This is a genomic window from Herbaspirillum frisingense, from assembly GCF_047325095.1.
GTDB lineage: Bacteria > Pseudomonadota > Gammaproteobacteria > Burkholderiales > Burkholderiaceae_D > Herbaspirillum > Herbaspirillum frisingense.
Genome location: NZ_CP168558.1, coordinates 4,633,284 through 4,651,877, shown reverse-complemented (window position 1 = coordinate 4,651,877; position 18,594 = coordinate 4,633,284). Strand labels below are relative to the sequence as shown.

At 64.3% G+C, this 18,594-nt stretch carries 15 protein-coding genes; 9 read left to right on the top strand and 6 right to left on the bottom strand.

All coding sequences use genetic code 11. From position 1 onward, the window contains the following. Positions 1-32 precede the first annotated feature (32 nt). Positions 33-2,060 carry a two-component system sensor histidine kinase NtrB gene (locus ACEOAC_RS21265; RefSeq protein ID WP_077237467.1) on the bottom strand — a complete coding sequence of 676 codons (2,028 nt, stop codon included), beginning with the start codon at positions 2,058-2,060 and terminating at the stop codon, positions 33-35. Positions 2,061-2,280: 220 nt separating this feature from the next. On the opposite strand from ACEOAC_RS21265, the gene ACEOAC_RS21260 reads away from it, so the two are divergent. The 3 genes from ACEOAC_RS21260 to ACEOAC_RS21250 all read left to right on the top strand — a co-directional run bounded on the left by ACEOAC_RS21260 (position 2,281) and on the right by ACEOAC_RS21250 (position 5,263). Beyond that, positions 2,281-3,297 (top strand): TRAP transporter substrate-binding protein, encoded by a 1,017-nt coding sequence (locus ACEOAC_RS21260; protein WP_006462925.1) that lies wholly within the window; start codon positions 2,281-2,283, stop codon positions 3,295-3,297. A gap of 128 nt (positions 3,298-3,425) precedes the next feature. Then, positions 3,426-3,986 carry a TRAP transporter small permease gene (locus ACEOAC_RS21255; RefSeq protein WP_006462926.1) on the top strand — a complete coding sequence of 187 codons (561 nt, stop codon included), beginning with the start codon at positions 3,426-3,428 and terminating at the stop codon, positions 3,984-3,986. After that, entirely contained in the window at positions 3,983-5,263 is a 1,281-nt protein-coding gene (locus ACEOAC_RS21250) for a TRAP transporter large permease (protein ID WP_006462927.1), read from the top strand. Before ACEOAC_RS21255 ends, ACEOAC_RS21250 begins: the two co-directional genes overlap by 4 nt. 517 nt (positions 5,264-5,780) lie before the next feature. On the opposite strand, the gene ACEOAC_RS21245 is transcribed toward ACEOAC_RS21250, so the two are convergent. Further along, positions 5,781-6,434 (bottom strand): VOC family protein, encoded by a 654-nt coding sequence (locus tag ACEOAC_RS21245; protein WP_413628572.1) that lies wholly within the window; start codon positions 6,432-6,434, stop codon positions 5,781-5,783. 98 nt (positions 6,435-6,532) lie between these two features. Between ACEOAC_RS21245 and ACEOAC_RS21240 the strand changes: the two genes are divergently transcribed. The 4 genes from ACEOAC_RS21240 to plsY all read left to right on the top strand — a co-directional run bounded on the left by ACEOAC_RS21240 (position 6,533) and on the right by plsY (position 9,204). Then, positions 6,533-7,042, top strand: coding sequence for a methylated-DNA--[protein]-cysteine S-methyltransferase (locus ACEOAC_RS21240; protein WP_006462929.1), 510 nt, complete (start codon positions 6,533-6,535; stop codon positions 7,040-7,042). A 9-nt stretch (positions 7,043-7,051) separates the two neighbouring features. After that, the gene (xerD, locus tag ACEOAC_RS21235) at positions 7,052-7,975 is read left to right on the top strand and encodes a site-specific tyrosine recombinase XerD (RefSeq protein WP_006462930.1); all 924 of its coding nucleotides are present in this window, start codon (positions 7,052-7,054) and stop codon (positions 7,973-7,975) included. A gap of 77 nt (positions 7,976-8,052) precedes the next feature. Beyond that, positions 8,053-8,553, top strand: a complete 501-nt coding sequence (gene ybaK / locus ACEOAC_RS21230) for a Cys-tRNA(Pro) deacylase (protein ID WP_006462931.1) — start codon at positions 8,053-8,055, stop codon at positions 8,551-8,553. 33 nt (positions 8,554-8,586) lie between these two features. Further along, positions 8,587-9,204 (top strand): glycerol-3-phosphate 1-O-acyltransferase PlsY, encoded by a 618-nt coding sequence (gene plsY / locus ACEOAC_RS21225; RefSeq protein ID WP_077237343.1) that lies wholly within the window; start codon positions 8,587-8,589, stop codon positions 9,202-9,204. A 99-nt stretch (positions 9,205-9,303) separates the two neighbouring features. On the opposite strand, the gene tsaD is transcribed toward plsY, so the two are convergent. Then, positions 9,304-10,365 carry a tRNA (adenosine(37)-N6)-threonylcarbamoyltransferase complex transferase subunit TsaD gene (tsaD, locus tag ACEOAC_RS21220; RefSeq protein WP_241811364.1) on the bottom strand — a complete coding sequence of 354 codons (1,062 nt, stop codon included), beginning with the start codon at positions 10,363-10,365 and terminating at the stop codon, positions 9,304-9,306. A gap of 130 nt (positions 10,366-10,495) precedes the next feature. On the opposite strand from tsaD, the gene ybiB reads away from it, so the two are divergent. After that, entirely contained in the window at positions 10,496-11,548 is a 1,053-nt protein-coding gene (gene ybiB, locus ACEOAC_RS21215) for a DNA-binding protein YbiB (protein WP_413444196.1), read from the top strand. A 231-nt stretch (positions 11,549-11,779) separates the two neighbouring features. Here the strand turns inward: ybiB and ACEOAC_RS21210 are convergent, their stop codons facing one another. After that, a complete protein-coding gene (locus ACEOAC_RS21210; RefSeq protein WP_166758385.1) occupies positions 11,780-12,232 on the bottom strand; it encodes an XRE family transcriptional regulator in 453 nt (150 codons plus the stop codon). A 988-nt stretch (positions 12,233-13,220) separates the two neighbouring features. Here ACEOAC_RS21210 and ACEOAC_RS21205 point away from each other — a divergent pair. Beyond that, positions 13,221-15,320: a putative bifunctional diguanylate cyclase/phosphodiesterase gene (locus ACEOAC_RS21205; protein WP_102661790.1), complete on the top strand. Its 2,100-nt coding sequence runs from the start codon at positions 13,221-13,223 to the stop codon at positions 15,318-15,320. Here the strand turns inward: ACEOAC_RS21205 and ACEOAC_RS21200 are convergent. Together ACEOAC_RS21200 and ACEOAC_RS21195 are read right to left on the bottom strand one after the other, a co-directional pair. Beyond that, on the bottom strand, positions 15,310-16,701 hold the full coding sequence (locus tag ACEOAC_RS21200) for an MATE family efflux transporter (RefSeq protein WP_413444197.1): 1,392 nt from the start codon (positions 16,699-16,701) through the stop codon (positions 15,310-15,312). The two genes, ACEOAC_RS21205 and ACEOAC_RS21200, sit on opposite strands and share 11 nt — an antisense overlap. 75 nt (positions 16,702-16,776) lie before the next feature. After that, entirely contained in the window at positions 16,777-18,501 is a 1,725-nt protein-coding gene (locus ACEOAC_RS21195) for an ArnT family glycosyltransferase (RefSeq protein ID WP_413444199.1), read from the bottom strand. Positions 18,502-18,594 lie beyond the last annotated feature (93 nt).

Sequence of the window (18,594 nt, the reverse complement as noted above, 5' to 3'; positions counted from 1 at the left end):
CAGATCAGTGGGGCCGTGGGGCGGCGGTCTCTTTATTGTGGCTGGCCGCTCTGGGCGGGCAGCGAAAACCGGAAGATTGTACCGCCTGCCGGGTTATCGGTGTAAGTCAGCGTCCCGCCGTGGAATTCGATGGTGGTGCGACAGATGTTGAGGCCCATGCCCATGCCCTCGGCCTTGGTCGAGAAGAAGGGCGAGAACAGGCGCGCCGCCACGTCCTCGGCAATGCCGTGGCCCTGGTCGATCACCGAGACGGTGACTGATTCCACCCCATCGTCGTTGCGGGTCAGCTCGGCCGTCACGCGCAGGATGCGGCGTGCCGAGGGCACGGCCGCCATGGACTGGATGCCATTGCGGGTCAGGTTCAGGATCACCTGTTCCAGCAGTACCTGGTCGCCCAGGATAGGCGGCAGGGAACGGGGCACCTGCAACTGCAACACCACGAAGAACTGCTGGGCCTGCAGTTCGATCAGCGGTGTCACGTTGTCGATCAGCTGCCTCACCTGCAGGCGCTGCCGCGCCGGTTCGCGCTTCTTGACGAACTGGTGCACGCTGCGGATCACGTGGCCGGCGCGCTGCGCCTGGGCGTGGATCTTTTCCAGCGCCGGCTGCAGCGCCTTGGGGTCGGCCTGGCCCTGCTGCATCATGTTCAGCGCTCCGGTGGTGAAGCTGGAAATGGCCGCCAGCGGCTGGTTCAGCTCATGCGCCAGGGTGGAGGCGATCTCGCCCATGCTGGCCAGGCGGGCGCTGGCCTGCAGTTTCTCCTCCTGGGTGCGGTTAAGGTCTTCGGCGCGCTTGCGTTCGGAGATGTCGAGGATGGAGCCCATCCAGCCGGTCTGCTTGCCGTTTTGGTCCACCAGCGGAGACTCGAAGATCAGCACCGGGAAGCGCTCCCCGTCGCGGCGCTGGAAAATGGTCTCGAACTGTGGTGTGGCGCGTCCGGCCAGGACGTTGGAAAAACGCTCCTGGTATTCGTCCATGGCTTCCGGCGCCCAGTAGGGCATGGGCGGGATCTTGCCCACCAGTTCTTCGGCGGCGAAGCCGACCATCTTGCAGAAGGCCGGATTGACATAGGTGATGCGCCCCTCCAGGTCGCGTGCGCGCATGCCGGTGACCAGCGAGTTTTCCATCGCGGCGCGAAACACTGCCTCGTTCAGCAGGGCCTTCTCGGCCTTGGTGCGGCGGGTGATGTCCCGCCACAGCGCCCACAGGCTCCACAGCAGGCCCAGCGAGAGCACGATCACGGACCCCACCAGCAGGTTGGGCAAGAGCTTGGGCGCGCTCTTGGTGCTGTTGGTGTGCAGCACCAGGGTCAGGCCCGGCAGTTCCAGTTCGCGGCGGTGGGTGTAGACATTCAGGCCGGGGCCGCCCGAGGTGCGGCGTGCCACTACGTTGTCGTCGGTGTCGGTGAGCGAAATCTCGTTGTCCTGGGCGAACCACCACGGCACCATTTCATTGAGGATACGCGCCACCGCATAGCTGGCCACCAGGCTGCCGACGTAATGATTGTCGCGGAACAGCGGCACGTGATAGTCCATCAGCATCGGCTCGGCGATCCCCGGCGGCACGGCAGGCGGGCTGTAGAGCGGGCGGTGCATCTGGCGCGCGCGGTCACCGGTCATCAGCGAGGACTGCGAGAGATCGTTGCGACTGATGGGGAAGTCGTCGGTGGAGGCCACCGGCCGCCCTTCGGCATTGAACCAGGTGACGCGATAGAACTCGCGGTTGTTGCGCAGCAGCGCATTGAGGCGGCTGCGGAAGTGGTCCTGGTTCAGGCGGCCGGTGATGATCTCGCGTCCGATGATGCGCATGCTTTCGTCGTCGCGGCTCAGCTGGAAACGGATCGCCTGTTCCACCCACAGCGAATCGGCGATCAACTGCTCCAGCCGTTCGCTGGCCTCCATCTGCTGGGCCTGGCGCGGCAACCAGATCAGGGTGGCCAGGAACAGGCACAGCAGCAGGAAAGGAATCAGCCAGCGCATGGTGGTCTTGCGCCCCGAGGCCTGCAATTGCGAGGCGGCGTTGGGCTGGGGCGAGATCGGCGGAGGCGGGATGGTTTTCATGTCGCCGCCAGTGTAGCTGCCGCCCGGGGCGAGCGCCAGCATCCCGGGCGGCGGGAAAATGCAGGAAGTGTGGTTCGGGGAGCATTGTGGTTATCCACACTTGCCCCATTTTGGTGACACCGAGCAAAATGCGCGGGCATAATCTGGCCCGCGCCAAGCAGAGCCACTACAAAAACAAGTACACCACCAAAACGATTCATACCTCACTGGGGAGACACGCATGAAACTGAAGTCCATCCTGCTGGCCATGTCGGCCGCTGCCATCGTCAACGCCGGCCTGACTGCGAGCGCCTTCGCACAGCAGCCCATCATCATCAAGTTCAGCCACGTGGTGGCCAACGACACACCCAAGGGCAAGGCCGCCGAGCGCTTCAAGGAGCTGGCCGAGAAGGCCACCAAGGGCCGCGTCAAGGTCGAGGTCTATCCCAACAGCACCCTGTACAAGGACAAGGAGGAACTGGAAGCCCTGCAACTGGGCGCCGTGCAGATGCTGGCCCCGTCGCTGGCCAAGTTCGGCCCGCTGGGCGTGAAGGAGTTCGAGGTGTTCGACCTGCCTTACATCTTCCCCAGCAAGGACGTGCTCTACCGCGTGACCGAAGGCCCCATCGGCAAGGATCTGTTCAAGAAGCTGGAGCCCAAGGGCATCACCGGCCTGGCCTACTGGGATAACGGTTTCAAGGTGATGTCGGCCAACAAGCCGCTGCATCATCCGGCCGACTTCCGCGGCCTGAAGATGCGCATCCAGTCCTCCAAGGTGCTGGACGCGCAGATGCGCGCACTGGGCGCCAACCCGCAGGTGCTGGCCTTCTCCGAGGTCTACCAGGCGCTGCAGACCGGCGTGGTGGATGGCACCGAGAACCCGCCTTCGAACCTCTATACCCAGAAGATGCACGAAGTGCAGAAGCACGTGACCGTGTCCAACCACGGCTATCTGGGCTATGCCGTGATCGTCAACAAGAAGTTCTGGGATGGCCTGCCGGCCGACGTTCGCACCCAGCTTGAAGGCGCCATGAAGGACGCCACCAAGTACGCCAATGCCATCGCCCAGCAGGAAAACGATGCCGCCCTGGCAGCCGTGGAAAAGACTGGCAAGACCACCGTCTACCGTCTCACCGATGCCGAGAAGGCCGAATGGCGCAAGGCCTTGCTGCCGGTGCAGCAGCAGATGGCCAGCCGTATCGGCAAGGAGCTGATCGACGCCGTCAACAAGGAATCGGCAGCGCTGGGCCAGAAGTAACCGGGCTCGGTACCTGTGCGCGGCGCGCCCGTCCGGCGTGCGCCGCGCCACCCTCTAAAACAATCAGAACAAGCTAAGCCAGCGGCCGCTACCACCATGGGAGCGGCCTGCCGGCGCAAGGAGATTCCATGAAGTTACTCGACCATCTGGAAGAGTGGCTGATCGCGTTCCTCATGGCCGCGGCCACCTTCATCATCTTCGTGGCCGTGGTGCATCGTTACGCCTCCGGCCTCGACATTCCCTGGTTACAGGACCAGCTCATCCAGATCAACATGAGCTGGGCGCAGGAGCTGTGCATCTTCATGTTCGTGTGGATGGCCAAGTTCGGCGCCGCCTATGGCGTGCGTACCGGCATCCACGTCGGCGTCGATGTGCTCATCAATCGCCTCAACACTCCGTGGCGCAACAAGTTCGTGCTCTTCGGCCTGTTCGCTGGCGCCCTCTTCACCGGCATCGTCGGCACCTTCGGCGCCGAGTTCGTCTATGACATCGCCCAGCACGACAGCACCTCCGAAGTGCTGGAAGTGCCGATGTGGATCGTCTACCTGGCCGTGCCGCTGGGTTCCTATCTGATGTGCTTCCGTTTCCTCCAGGTCGCGTGGAATTTCCACCGGACCGGCGAATTGCCCAAGCATGACCATTCCCACGTGGAAGGTCTGGACGAAGAAACCAGCGGAGGTAAAGCATGAATGCATTGATCATTTTCGTCCTGCTGTTCGGGCTGATGCTGACCGGGATGCCGATCTCGATCTCGCTGGGCCTGACGGTACTGACCTTCCTCTTCACCATGACCGACGTGCCGATCCAGTCGGTGGCGCTGAAGTTGTTCACCGGCATCGAGAAGTTCGAGATCATGGCGATCCCCTTCTTCATCCTGGCCGGCAACTTCCTTACCCATGGCGGCGTGGCGCGGCGCATGATCAACTTCGCCACCTCCATGGTGGGGCACTGGCATGGAGGCCTGGCGCTGGCCGGCGTGCTGGCCTGCGCGCTGTTCGCGGCGGTCTCCGGTTCCTCGCCGGCCACCGTGGTGGCGATCGGCTCCATCATCCTGCCGGCGATGGTCAAGCAGGGCTTCCCCAACCGCTTCGGCGCGGGCGTGATCACCACTTCAGGTGCGCTGGGCATCCTGATCCCGCCTTCCATCGTGATGGTGATGTATTCGGTCTCGACCAATACGTCGGTGGGCAAGCTGTTCATGGCCGGCGTGGTGCCGGGTCTGCTGCTGGCCTTCCTGCTGGGGGTGACCACCTGGTACCTGGCGCGCAAGAACAATTACCCGCGCCTGAGGAAGGCCACCTGGGCCGAGCGGTTCGCGGCCTTCCGCAAGAGTGGCTGGGGCCTGTTCCTGATCGTCATCGTCATGGGCGGCATCTACAGCGGCGTGTTCACGCCCACGGAAGCGGCTGCCATGGCCGCAGTGTATGCCTTCTTCATCTCGGTGTTCGTCTACAAGGACCTGCGCCTGAGCCAGGTGCCCAAGGTCTTGCTGGACTCGGCCTCGATGTCGGCCATGCTGCTCTACATCATCACCAACGCGGTGCTGTTCTCGTTCCTTGTGACCAGCGAAAACATCCCGCAGGCGATGGCGGCATGGATCACCGACTCCGGCCTGGGTCCGATCACCTTCCTGCTGGTGGTCAATGTCCTGCTGCTGCTGGCCGGTAACGTGATGGAGCCGTCTTCGATCGTGCTGATCCTGGCGCCTATCCTGTTCCCCGTGGCCATGAAGCTGGGCATCGATCCGGTGCACTTCGGCATCCTCATCGTGGTCAACATGGAAGTGGGCATGTGCCATCCGCCGGTCGGTCTGAACCTGTACGTGGCCTCGGGCATCACCAAGATGGGCATTACCGAGCTGACCATCGCGGTCATGCCGTGGCTGCTGACCATGCTCGGTTTCCTGATGCTGGTGACCTACTGGCCGGCACTGTCGCTGTGGCTGCCAAACCTGATCTACAACTGACACAACAAATGTCTCTCATAATCGGCACCACGCACTACGATGGTGCCGATTTTGTCGGATGTCTGTTAAGTTGCTCGAAAGTATGTTGGTTTTGCCCTGAAAAAGTGCTTTGAAACCGCGCAGAGTGCTGCTAAAGTGCGGGCTTTGCTGAATCGGCACCGTGCATTTGCCGTCCTGGCAATCGAGTTTTGCAGTGATGTTTTTCTAGTGAGTTGTTGATGTACGCGCCTCACCGGCGACCCTGCCGACACATCGGCGCGGGCGCAGGCGGGCAGCACCGAATACAAAGCGGGTGGTGCATAACAAACGGTATCGATACCGGGAAACTGAGGAGACGTGCATTCGATTGAAGCCGTTCAAACGGCCGGGAATGCATCAGGAGTATTTTGAAGGCGCATCCGAGGATGCGCCTTTTTTCTTTGTGCCAGCCGTAAGCGGATAGTTCATACGGTTTGTACGGTTTATACGGTTTATATTTTTTCCACATCCCTTCCAGGGGCTCTCTTCAGGGGCTCTCTCAGCCCGGCAGCACCCGTTCCCCGTATGGCGTCGATATCACGGCCTCGATGGCGGTCTGCCTTCCTTCCTGCAGCACGATGCGTGCATCCTCCATCCCCACTGCCGCCAGGGCAGCGCCCAGTTCGGCCGGCGCCGGGTGGCTCAGCACCAGGCGTTGCAGGCGGCAGCCGAGGTCGGGCAGGGCGCTGGCCGGGTGAGGCTGGCTGTGCCACTGGATCAGCGAGGGCATCAGCCCCGCGCAGGGCAGGCGGCCGTCGGCGGCGATGGTGATCAGCCAGGCCAGGGTGCCGCGGCTCATGGGCGTGATCTCGCCGACGGCAATGGGACTGGCTGCCACCGCCGCTTCGATGTCGTCGGTGCGGGCCACCCAGTGGGCCAGGCGCGGCGGCGCATCCGCGACCAGCTCGTCCATGCCGAACCAGCGTGCACGAGCAGGAGTGCTGCCGGCGGGATCGATGGCGATCACCTCCAGGTAGAAGCCCGCACCCAACGACAGCAGGGCATTGTGCGTGCCCAGTCGCTCATGTTGTCCGCCGATGCGCGGCGCCATCGAGACGCCCAGTTGCTGCTGTAGCCAGGCCATGCCGGCTTCAAGGCTGGGGGCGGTGACCACCAGGTGGTCCGGTTCGGTGTGGGGCGATGCCTGCGTCATGCGGTCTCCTGAAGTGTGGTCCTCTGTTTTGCCCGATGGTATCAAGCCCGGGCCTGAATTGCTTAAAATAGGCCTCCATCGCATTTGGCCCATTGTCCATGACCCAGCTCCAGACCGAATCGCCCCTGACCGCGCTGTTTTCCGCCGTGGTGCATACGCCCTTTGGCGGCATGGGCATCCGTACCCAGGCCGGGGCGCTGGTCGAGATGGTCTATCTGCCGGCGCATTACGCCGAGAAGGATGCCGCCGATCCGGTGGCGGCCAAGGCCGTGCAGCAGATCCGGCGCTACCTGGCCGATCCGGGCTTTCGTTTCAAGCTGCCGCTGGCTCCGGTGGGCAGCGCCTTCCAGCAACGCGTCTGGCAGGCCATCGCCGCCATTCCCTGCGGCCAGGTCCAGACCTATGGCCAGGTTGCCAAGCACATCCAGTCCGCCCCGCGTGCGGTCGGGCAGGCCTGCGGCGCCAACTGGTATCCGCTGGTGATTCCTTGTCATCGGGTCACCGCAGCCGGCGGCCTGGGCGGGTTTTCGCATCATGACGACGTCGACGGCTTCCACCTGGAGGTCAAGCGCTGGTTGCTGCGCCACGAAGGCGTTCACGGATACTGACGGACTCGCATGGGACGCACGACACCGAAGATAGAAGCGCCCGCCGCCAGCCGCGAGGCCATCGACGAATTCTGCGACAGCCTGTGGCTGGAAGACGGCCTGTCCAAGAATACGCTGGAGGCCTACCGGCGCGACATGACCCTGTACGCCCACTGGCTGCATCATGAGCACGCCAAGTCGCTCTATGAGACCCAGGCCGATGACCTGCATGCCTATTTCGCGGCCCGTCACGACCAGACCAAGCCCAGTTCTTCCAATCGCCGGCTGGCGGTGTTGAAGCGGTTTTTCCAGCTGGCGCTGCGCCAGAACCGGGTGGCCGCCGATCCCTGCCTGAAGATGCGCTCGGCGCGCCAGCCGCAGCGTTTTCCCAAGACCCTGTCGGAAGGCCAGGTCGAGGCCCTGCTGGCCGCACCCGATGTGTCCACGCCCCTCGGGCTGCGCGACCGCGCCATGATCGAGCTGATGTATGCCAGCGGCTTGCGGGTGTCGGAGCTGGTGCTGTTGAAGAGCATTGAAGTCGGTATGAACGAGGCCGTGCTGCGGGTGACCGGCAAGGGCGACAAGACCCGGCTGGTGCCGTTCGGCGAGGAGGCCGGTGCCTGGATTGCCCGCTACCTGGCCGAGGGGCGGCCGCAGATCCTGCAGGGCCAGGTCGACGATGCCCTGTTCGTCACCGCACGCGGCGGGCCGATGACGCGCCAGATGTTCTGGACCCTGATCAAGAAGCACGCACTGCAGGCCGGTATCACGGTGCGCCTGTCACCGCACACGCTGCGCCACGCCTTTGCCACCCACCTGCTCAACCATGGCGCCGACCTGCGCGTGGTACAGCTGCTGCTAGGCCATGCCGACATCTCCACCACCCAGATCTACACCCACGTGGCACGTGAGAGGCTCAAGCAACTGCATGCCGCACATCACCCCCGCGGCTGATCTTGCGGCATAATGTGCGCCCATGACGGCCCGGCCGGCCTGCTGGGCCGGTCAGGCAGCCGTCAGGAAGAACACCGATGAGCGCCAAGAAAGAACACATCTCCGAAACCCCCGCCACGCAATTCCTGCGCAAGCAGGGCGTGACCTTCACCGAGCATCCCTACGATTACGAGGAGCATGGCGGCACCTCGGTGTCCTCGCGCGAGCTGGGCGTGGACGAGCATGCCGTCATCAAGACCCTGGTGATGCAGGATGAGGCGGCCAAGCCGATGCTGGTGCTCATGCATGGCGACTGCAAGGTCTCCACCAAGAACCTGGCACGCCAGATCGGCTGCAAGTCGGTCGAGCCCTGCAAACCGGAGGTGGCCAATCGCCACTCGGGCTTCCTGATCGGTGGGACCTCGCCCTTCGGCACCCGCAAGAGCATGCCGGTCTACGTGGAAGCCAGCATCCTGGAACTCGACAAGATCTACATCAATGGCGGCCGGCGCGGCTTCCTGGTGGGCATCGATCCCGCCGTCCTCCTGAAGGTGTTGCCGGCCAAGGCGGTGCAGTGCGCCCTGGCTGATGCGCCCTGACAAGAACCCAGAGACAAGAGAAAGAACGCATTCATGTACAACATCCTTTTCGCCATCGCGGCCTACCTGATCGGCTCGCTGTCCTTTGCGGTGGTGGTGTCCAAGGTCTTCGGACTGGCCGATCCGCGCACCTACGGTTCCAAGAATCCCGGTGCCACCAATGTGCTGCGCAGCGGCAACAAGAAGGCGGCGGCACTGACGCTGCTGGGCGATGGCTTCAAGGGCTGGCTGGCGGTCTGGCTGGCGCAGAAGTTCGGGCCGCAGTATGGCGTGGATGACACCGGTATCGCCCTGGTCACGCTGGCCGTCTTCCTGGGTCACCTGTGGCCGGTGTTCTTCCGCTTCGTGGGCGGCAAGGGCGTGGCCACCGCGCTGGGCATCCTGCTGGCGCTGGACCCCTGGCTGGGCCTGGCCACGCTGGGGACCTGGCTGGTGGTGGCCTTCGCTTTCCGCTATTCCTCACTGGCAGCGCTGGTGGCGGCCCTGTTCGCCCCGTTCTACTACGGCCTGCTGTTCGGTACCACCGACGGCATCCTGCTGGCCGTGGTCGCGATGGCGGCACTGCTGATCTATCGCCATCGCAAGAACATCGGCAACCTGCTGGCCGGCAAGGAAAGCAAGATCGGGAGCAAGAAGAAGGCCGGCAAGTAAGCTGGACAAGTAAGTTGGGCAAGGCTGCTTGCCACTTCCCGAAAACAGAAGGGCCGCAATGGAGATTGCGGCCCTTTTTGTTTATATCGTATAAATTATTTATGTGGATGGAGTCGTCGCACCTTGTGGCGGCCGCAGTTCATCCAGCGGCCAGCGCGGCCGCACGCCAAAACCATATTCCTTGCGCGCCGCATCGGGTTGCTCGCGCAGGCGCATGGCGCCGGCAAAGGCGATCATGGCGCCGTTGTCGGTGCAGAACTGCAGTTCCGGATAGAACACTTCGTAGCGGCGCTTGGCTGCAGCGGCATTGAGGGCAGCACGCAACTGGGCATTGGCACCCACACCGCCGGCAATCACCAGGCGCTTCAGGTTGGTCTGCTTCAACGCGGTCATGCACTTGGCCACCAGCACGTCGACGATGGCGTCCACGAAGCCGCGTGCGATGTTGGCCTTGTCCTGCTCGCAGATATTGGCGCTGTTGCTGCCGTGCTGTTTGACCACGGTCAGCACCGCAGTCTTCAGGCCGGAGAAGCTGAAGTCCAGATTCTTGGAATGCAGCATGGGGCGCGGCAGCTGGTACGCGGCCGGGTCACCGAACTCGGCCAGACGCGAGATGGCCGGTCCACCCGGATAGCCCAGGCCCAGTAGCTTGGCCGACTTGTCGAAGGCTTCGCCGGCAGCGTCGTCCAGGGTTTCGCCCAGCAGTTCATAGCGCCCCACGCCATCGACCCGCATCAATTGCGTATGGCCGCCCGAGACCAGCAGGGCGATGAAAGGAAAGCGCGGCGGCTTGCTGGCCAGCAGCGGGGAGAGCAGGTGCCCTTCCAGGTGATGGATGCCCAGTACCGGCTTGTCCAGTGCCAGGCCCAGTCCGCAGGCCACGGACGCGCCGACCAGCAGCGCGCCGGCCAGTCCCGGTCCCTGGGTGTAGGCGATGGCGTCGATCTCTTGCGCCTGCATATGGGCGTCCGCCAGGGTCTGCCGCAGCAGCGGAATGGCGCGCCGGATGTGGTCGCGCGAGGCCAGCTCGGGGACGACACCACCGTACTCCTGGTGCATGGCGATCTGCGAATGCAGGGCATGCGCCAGCAGGCCGCGCTCGGTGTCGTACAGAGCGAGGCCGGTTTCATCACAGGAGGATTCGACGCCGAGGACTAGCATGGGGATGGACTCAATGAAGCGGCCGGTCCCCGACGGGTGGGGTGCGCGGCAAAGGCGCTATTGTAATGGAAAGCCCGGCCGCTGGCCCTGCCGGCTGCGGCAGGCGCCGCTTTTGGTGTACCCTTCGGCCATGCAAAACGATGCCCACATTCCTGCTCCGGCTGCGGCCGTCGAGCCTGCCAGTGCTGCCCCGGGTATTGCCGCCGCGCTGGCCGCCCCGGTGGTCGCCACCCCCTTCGTTGCTGCGCCCTTCATCAAGGAGATCGGCCGCGGCAAGGATGGCGCGCGCAGCCTCTCCCGTGACGATGCCCAGGCCATGTACCAGGCCATGCTCGAGGGCCGCGTCAGCGACCTGGAGCTGGGCGCGATCCTCCTGGCCATGCGCATCAAGGGCGAGTCGGTCCAGGAAATCGCCGGTTTCCTGGCGGCCGCCGAAGCGTCCTTCACGCCGCTGCGCGCGCCCGCCGGCGATTACGCCCCGGTGGTCCTGCCCAGCTACAACGGGTCGCGCAAGATGGCCAACCTTACGCCGCTGCTGTGCATGCTGCTGGTGCGCCGGGGCGTGCCGGTGCTCATGCACGGTGTGACCCGTGACCCGCAGCGCCTGACCAGCGCCGAGATATTCAGTGCACTGGGCATTGCCCACGCGGCCTCCGGCGCCCAGGCTGAAGCGCTGATGGCCGCCGGACAACCGGCCTTCATCCCGATTGCCGCGCTGGCTCCGTCCATCGCGCGACTGCTGGAGATGCGCCGCATCCTGGGGGTGCGCAACTCCACGCATACCCTGGTGAAGATCATGCAACCGTTTGCGCAGCCGGCCTTGCGTCTGACGTCGTACACCCATCCCGAGTATCTGGAGATGTTGAGCGACTATTTTGGCAACGCTGCACCGCATGATCGCGGCGATGCTTTCCTGATGCGCGGTACCGAGGGCGAGACCGTGGCCAATGCCCGGCGCGCCCAACGCATCGACTGGTTCAGCCATGGCACGCGCACCGTGCTGGTGGAAAAGCAGAGCGTGGCCGAGGACGTGCCGGAGTTGCCGGAAGGTAGCGACGCACTGGCCACGGCGCGCTGGATCAGCGAGGTGCTCGATGGCCGTCGTCCTGTGCCGCAGGCCATCGCCGAGCAGGTCGATCACTGCGTCGACGTGGCCGCACGGGTGCGCAAAAATATTTCCTGACATCGTTTGCGGCGTGGGCGTTTCGCCACAGCGGCTCCTGCGGGGCGGGAAGCTGACGAATTGACAGCCCGTCGCCAGGATGCAAGCAAGGCGTGGCGGTCAGCAATGGTCAGGAAAAAATCGGGAAGAATTGCCGGCAATGCGGCCATGAGGGCAGGCTGGAAAAGACCCGGATGAAGATCCCTGGGGAGTCGGGATCGTGATTCGGAGGGACTTGGGAGAGCGCCTGGCTTAGTTGCGCGGACGGCGGCGGGCGGTGGTCTTGGCGGCTGCCACGAGCTTTTCCGGTGCGTGGGCGGCAATCTGGGCGAAGGCGAAGATCACTTCCTTGACGATCTTGCGCTGGGGCGCCGGCAGATTGATGAAGGCCTCGAAGGCTTCGCGCTCGCGGTAGCCGATGGCTTCTTCCCAGCGGGCGCGGCGCTTGTCGATGCGTTTGCCGATCTCTTCGCCGAAACGAAGGTGCTGGGGAGTGACGATGAGCCATTCGGCCAGCGTCTCCAGCTTGTCCTGCTTGGGCATCGACTCGCCCAGCAACCAGCGTCGTACGCCGTGCAGGGTCATCGGTTTGCCCCAGTACCGCAGATTGAATTCCCGTTCCAGAACGGCGGGCTTGGGTTCGTATCCAGCTTTTTCCATCGCGGTGCGCAAGCGCTTTGCGAATTTTTGATTGGCGGTTTCCATGGTTTCGAAGGTACTTTGACGTAGCGCTTTCCGGGGTACGTTTGCATTTGGGGTGAGTTACGCAGCAAACGTGATTTATGCTCACTGGTCAGGAAAGCCTCGCCATCGCCCTGCGCGAGATCCTCGCGGGATGCCGGAAAGGCAGATCGGTCGCGGCTTTGCGCCGAACGGGAAGGGGGCCATGCGCAGGTCTCCGATGCGATGGTGGGACAACCGTTTCGTCGATCACGGCGCGCTGCGGGCATGTGGATGTCAGGTCATCAGGCCACTTCAGGTACGTGCCTGGGACTGTCTTCCGGACGCTCTCGCGGTGCATGTCACCGCAATGGCGCCCTGGTCAACCATGCTGCGCGCCGGTGATCTACGGCGCTTATTGTCAGTCCAGATGCATCGCATGTGAGCCGCGCAGCCAGATTTTTTCAGGGGATGTATCCGCCGCGAGACAGCACATCCGACGCGCCATGCATGCCGCAGCGCGGCACATCGGCGCAGAAGCGCGCTAGAATAGCGCCTCACCGAAAAACAAATTCAATGCGGTGGTGAATAACCGATTAACTTCCCACCTGGTGGGGATGGGGAAGCAGGTTGAAAATACGCTCCTTCCCATGGGGCGTGGCATGGACCCGGTAGCGCCGGGCAGACAAGCAGCACGCTGGTTGAAACAAGACGAATAAATCAAAGAAGTCAGCAGCATCCCTGTGGTACGTTCTGGTTACGTAACTTTTTGAGGTTTCCCGGGTCGGTTCCTGCCGCCTTGCCGGCGCCCTTGCGGCGCCTCCAGGCAAGCTCAGGCACTGCTCCGGAAAGGACCGCGGCGACCCGTTGGCATGCAACGGTGGATCGACTGACGCTCCGCCGCCCGCCGTGCGCTTTGCACCGGCGGCTGCAGTGGCGGGCGGAATGGCCGCGATACCGTGCAGGCGCAGATGCTTGCGGGCTCCCAGCGATCGCCCGCATGGAAGACGCGCAACCTAGCCCAGGTTCGACGATGTCAGGTTCCTTTCATTTCCTGCTGCTGGCCTTTGCCTTGTTGGTCGCCAGTCTTTCTGCCTATGCCGCGCTGGAGGTTTCCGAGCGCATCGTGCTGCAGGAGGCGCAGCACCGGCGGCTGTGGCTGTCGGTCGGGGCGGCCGTGTTCGGCGTGGGCGTCTGGGGCGCAATGCTGCTCACGGTGGCGTCGCTGCAGATCAGCATCGCGATCAACTTCGATGCCAGGCTGGTGGTGCTGTCCTTGCTGCTGTGCATGGGTAGCGCCTTCTATCTGATGCACCTGACGGGGCTGCGGCGTCCGCACCCGACCCGCCTGGTCATCGGCGGTCTCGCCATCGGTGCGGCTTTCAATGCGGCCTTCCATATCGCGCTCAAGGCCATGACGCTGCAGCCGCCGCTGCTGTACCACACGATCCTGCTGGTCGTGGCGCTGGTGGTGACCGAGGTGGTGGCGGTCTTCATCGTGACCCTGTTTTCGGCCAGCAATGGTCGCAAGCCCATGACCGGTTCGCTCAATTCGCAGCAGACGCGGCGGGTACTGGCCGCGCTGCTGGTCGGGGCCGGACTGGTGTCCTCGGCTGCGGCCGGGCTGCGCGCAGTGATGATCGGCCCGCAGGCACAGAGCCAGATGCTGGAGGGTATTACCCGCGAGCACCTGGTCAATGGCCTGGTGTTCCTGGCCTTCCTGGCCATGGCCATGGCCTTGGTGGTCAGCGGCGTGCAGCGCAATCAGGTCCTGAAGAAGATCGTCGGCCGTACCAATGACAAGCTGCTGCACTTCGCCACCCACGACGTGCTGACCGGGCTGCCCAATCGCGCCCTGCTGGCCGATCGCATCCAGCACGCGGTGGAGGTGGCGCGGCGCAATGGCCGGCCCTTTGCGGTGCTGTTCATGGACCTGGATGGTTTCAAGGCCATCAATGATTCACTCGGCCATGCGGTGGGCGATGGCCTGTTGGTGGCGGTGGCCCAGCGTATCCGCGCCTGCATCCGCGGCGAGGACATGGTGGCGCGCATCGGTGGTGACGAGTTTGTGGTGGTGATGAGCAATCTGGCCTCGCCGGAAGTGGTGGAGCAGCTGTCGGAAAACATCCTGGCCGCGCTGCGCCTGGATTTCCAGATCGAGGATGCGACCCTGCGCGTGACCTCCAGCATCGGCATCGCGGTCTATCCCAATAGCGGCGAATCGGCCGATGCCCTGATGAAGAATGCCGATGCCGCCATGTACGAGGCCAAGCAGAGCGGGCGCAATACCTATCGCTTCTTCGAACCGGCCATGCATGCCAGCGCGATGCGTCACCTGCAGGTGCGTCAGGCCTTGCAGCAGGCCATCGAACAGCAGCAGTTCCGCCTGCACTTCCAGCCCAAGTATCGGGGTGCCAGCAAGGAGTTGACCGGGCTGGAGGCTCTGCTGCGCTGGAACCACCCGGAGCTGGGCGAGATGGCGCCCGCGGAATTCATCCCCATCGCCGAGCGCTCGGGCCAGATCATCGCCATCGGTGACTGGGTACTGCAGGCGGTGTGTTGCCAGATCGCGCGCTGGGACGGGGCGGGCATGAAGCCGGTCAAGGTGGCACTGAACCTGTCGCCGCTGCAGATGCGAGCCGATCTGGTGGAGCGCATCATCGCCATGGTCGGCGCGGCCGGCATCGCACCGCAACGGCTGATGTTCGAGATCACCGAGACCGCCGCCATGAAGGATGTGGAACGCACCACACAAGTGGTGCGCGAGCTGCAATCGCTGGGCTTTGACATCGCCATCGATGACTTCGGCACCGGTTATTCCAGCCTGGCCTACCTGGCGCAGTTCCACTGCCGCCAGGTCAAGATCGATCGCTTCTTTACCTCGCGCCTGGACCTGGAAGATCACTCCGGGCGCGCCATCGTCGCTGCCATCATCGCGCTGGCACATGCACTGCAGATGGAGGTGGTGGCCGAAGGGGTGGAGACGGAGGGGCAATTGCGCGAACTGCAGTTGCTGCATTGCGACCAGGTGCAGGGCTTTCTGCTGGGACGCCCGGCGGAGGCGCCCACGGTGCCAGGGCTGGTCAACGCCAGCAACGACGATCTGTTTGCCGGCGGCGCGTTCAGATCCTGAGTTCGCCCCGGGCAGCGCGTCGCTGGATCACGCGCAGGTAGGCCAGCAGGCCCATCGCCACGAGACCCAGGCTGAGGCTGTTGGCAGCCCAGAAGCCGGCCGGTCCGCGCAGCGCGGCCGGGGTCCAGCCCAGCGGGTCGAGACCCAGCAGGTAGCCTCCGCCCAGGCCTACGCCCCACAAGGTCAGCGCATAGATCACGGTGGGGACCACGGCGACCTTGTAGGCGCGCAGTACGAAGGCGGTGGTCACCTGCATCGCATCGAAGAACTGGTAGAAAGCGATGTAGAGGAACAGCGGCAGCGCCGCGCCGATGATCACCGGATCGGGCGTGTAGGCGTGGATGATGTGCTCGCGCAGGAACCAGACGACCATCCCGATCACCACCGACAGCGAGACCGCCAGGCGGATGCCGGCGCGTCCGATTTTCTTCGCCTCCTGCATGTTGTTGCCGCCGATGGCCTGGGCTACCAGGGTGCTGGTGGCGCTGGCGATGGACAGGGGCAGCATGTAGAGCACGGTCCCGACGTTGCCTACGATCTGGTGGCCGGCCACCGGCACGGCGCCCAGGCGCGCGATGAAGACCGCCATCAGCGTGAAGGCGGTGACTTCGATGAAGTAGGACATGCCGATCGGAACACCCAGGCGCAGCAGCTTGCCCTGGGCTTTCCAGGAGGGGGCGACGAAGCCGCTGCCGAACAGCTTGAGTGGCCGATAGTAGGGCAGTCGCGCCACCAGCAACCAGGCGGCGATCATCATCAGCCAGGCGATCAGGGTAGTGGCGATGGCGCAGCCGGGGCCGCCGAAGGCGGGCAGGCCCAGGCCGCCGAAGATCAGCAGGGCGTTCAGCGGCAGCTTGAGCAGCAGGCCGCAGAGCTGGATGGCCATGACCATCTTGGGTCGCGCCAGCGCAGTGTTGAGCGCCGAATAGACGCGGAAGAACAGCGTCGCCGGCAGCGCCAGCGCCTCGATGCGCAGGTACAGGGTGGCCTTTTCCACCAGTTCCGGCGAGGCCTTGGCGAAGGCCAGGAATACCGGCGAGAACATCAGCACCAGCGACCCCACGATGGACAGCAGTACCGCCAGCCACATGCCCTGCTTGACCTCGTTGCCGATCTCGTCCAGCCGGCCGGCGCCGAACAGTTGGCCGACGGTCGGTTGCAGGGCCTGCAGCACGCCCGACAGACCCACGAACACGCTCACATAGATCGATACCCCCAGTGCCAGCGCACCCAGATCCAGCGCCGAGAAGCGCGACACCATCACGGTATCGATCACGCCATTGGCGATCAGTGCCAGTTGGCCGACCAGCAGTGGCCAGGCCAGCCGCGCGATGCGGCCGACGTGGTGGCGGGAGGAGAGAGCGGGCAGTTCGGTGGTCACGCGGGGGCTAGGGGCAGATGTGCAAGGTGTGCAGTCTCAGCAATATCAGCGATATCAGCAGTAGCAGGCCCGTCTTCAGCGACTGGCACGACGATAGAGACGGAAGCGTTCATCGCGGTCCGACGGGCGGCGACCTTCCCACACCATGCGCCAGGACCCGGGGTACTGGCGCAGCATGAGTGAGGCATCCTGATTGCTGATGTCATCCTGCAGCAGCAGGTAATCACAGCTCTGGTCACGTTCGTCGGCGAAGCGCACGTTGCCGAAGTAGGCGAAGGAGGCGCGCTGCGCCGGGCCGACATTGGTCTGCACGCATTGCTTGACCGAGCCCAGCCTGGATTCGATCTGCTCGGCCACGCCCGCATAGCTCTTGCCATAGTTGACCCAGGGCAGCCACAGCGTCATCAGCAGCACCCAGCACAGGATCACCCCGCCCGAAGACAGCACGACGGCACGCCACAGTACCGAGGGGCGGCGCGAGATGCGCCAGTGCACCACCACGATCCAGGCGATGGTGGCGGCGATGGCGATGGCCAACGAGATCCAGGCGAAGCCGGGTTTGAAGCCAGGCGCCAGCTTGTAGGCATTGCGCGCGATCTGCGCCGGCCAGCCGGTTTCCTTGGCGATCCAGCCGATCCAGATGAAGGCGGCCGAGGTGGTCAGCGTCATCACCGAGAACCAGTCCACCGCATTGATGGCGCCACGCTTCATGGTCGGCAGGCCGAAGGCGGCCAGGATGGCCAGCGCCGGCAGCAGCGGCAGCAACATGCCTTCTTCGTGATGCACGTTCATCAGCACCAGCAGCGTGATCGGGATCAGGAAGGCCAGCGGCAGCGCGATGTGCAGCGAACCCAGCTGGCGGCGCCAGGCATACAGCGCCCAGCCGGCGAAGGGCCAGGCCGGCCAGGCGAACCAGACACCGTACTTGCCCAGGAAGGCGAGGGTGGCCAGGGTGGGGCGATTCAACTGGTAGATGTTCCAGCTCATCCAGAGATCGAACTGGCCGGCAGCGTCGTCGCCGATGAGCCGGCGCAGCGCCAATACCCAGGCAGCGCTGATGAGCAGGGCCAGCGGCAGCGATACCAGTGCCGCCAGGCGCAGTGCGCGGCCATCCTTGCGAACCAGCGCCAGCACCAGCAGCGCGATCAGCACGCCGGCCGGCAGCAGCCAGCCATAGGTCAGCACCAGCATGCCCAGCGCCAGGCCCAGCCAGAAGGCGTGGCGCAGCTTGCCGGCATCGAACACGCGGGCTGCGCCGTACATGGCGTAGGCCACCAGCGCGATCTGCAGGGTCTTGGGGCTGGTTTCGTGGCTATGCAACAGCAGGCCGAGGAAACCCAGATAGATCAGGAAGGCGCCATCGGCCAGCGTGCGGCCGAAGTCCTTGGGTTCGGGCTGGCCACCGAAGGCCAGTTTCAGCGGCTGTGCCTCGGGCCGACGGCCCAACAGGTAGGTGGTGTACCAGATCGAGAGAGAACCGACCAGGAAGCAGCCGATGGTGGAAATGCGCGCCGCCAGCGGGTCACCGAGCAGCCAGCCGAACAGCTTGATGCAGATCGCCCCGAACCAGTAGGCCAGTGGACTTTCCGCCGGTAGCGGCAGGCCGGCCACATTCGGCGTGAGCCAGTCGGCCAGCACACCGTGCGCCATGGTCCACATGATGCCGAAGCTGGTGGCATCCTCGTTCTTCCAGGGGTCGCGGCCGATCAGGCCGGGCAGGATATACAGGAGGGCGAGCGCAAGCAGTGCCATGCGCGGAAGCGCATGGGTGGCTGCTGCTGGAAGACGGACGGGCTTCATCAAGATGTTGTTGCTCTTGTTCTGTACTGCGATATTGGGGTGGGGCACAGGCCTTGGCTGTGCGCTCGCCGCTGCATGGGGCGGCGGATATTT

Coding starts and splice junctions, on each gene's coding strand:
- ybaK (WP_006462931.1), top strand. CDS start 8,053: ATGAGCGCCAAGAAAGAACACATCTCCGAAACCCCCGCCACGCAATTC.
- ACEOAC_RS21210 (WP_166758385.1), bottom strand. CDS start 12,232: ATGGAAACCGCCAATCAAAAATTCGCAAAGCGCTTGCGCACCGCGATG.
- tsaD (WP_241811364.1), bottom strand. CDS start 10,365: ATGCTAGTCCTCGGCGTCGAATCCTCCTGTGATGAAACCGGCCTCGCT.
- ACEOAC_RS21205 (WP_102661790.1), top strand. CDS start 13,221: ATGTCAGGTTCCTTTCATTTCCTGCTGCTGGCCTTTGCCTTGTTGGTC.
- ACEOAC_RS21195 (WP_413444199.1), bottom strand. CDS start 18,501: ATGAAGCCCGTCCGTCTTCCAGCAGCAGCCACCCATGCGCTTCCGCGC.
- ybiB (WP_413444196.1), top strand. CDS start 10,496: ATGCAAAACGATGCCCACATTCCTGCTCCGGCTGCGGCCGTCGAGCCT.
- ACEOAC_RS21245 (WP_413628572.1), bottom strand. CDS start 6,434: ATGACGCAGGCATCGCCCCACACCGAACCGGACCACCTGGTGGTCACC.
- ACEOAC_RS21260 (WP_006462925.1), top strand. CDS start 2,281: ATGAAACTGAAGTCCATCCTGCTGGCCATGTCGGCCGCTGCCATCGTC.
- ACEOAC_RS21255 (WP_006462926.1), top strand. CDS start 3,426: ATGAAGTTACTCGACCATCTGGAAGAGTGGCTGATCGCGTTCCTCATG.
- ACEOAC_RS21265 (WP_077237467.1), bottom strand. CDS start 2,060: ATGAAAACCATCCCGCCTCCGCCGATCTCGCCCCAGCCCAACGCCGCC.
- ACEOAC_RS21240 (WP_006462929.1), top strand. CDS start 6,533: ATGACCCAGCTCCAGACCGAATCGCCCCTGACCGCGCTGTTTTCCGCC.
- plsY (WP_077237343.1), top strand. CDS start 8,587: ATGTACAACATCCTTTTCGCCATCGCGGCCTACCTGATCGGCTCGCTG.
- xerD (WP_006462930.1), top strand. CDS start 7,052: ATGGGACGCACGACACCGAAGATAGAAGCGCCCGCCGCCAGCCGCGAG.
- ACEOAC_RS21250 (WP_006462927.1), top strand. CDS start 3,983: ATGAATGCATTGATCATTTTCGTCCTGCTGTTCGGGCTGATGCTGACC.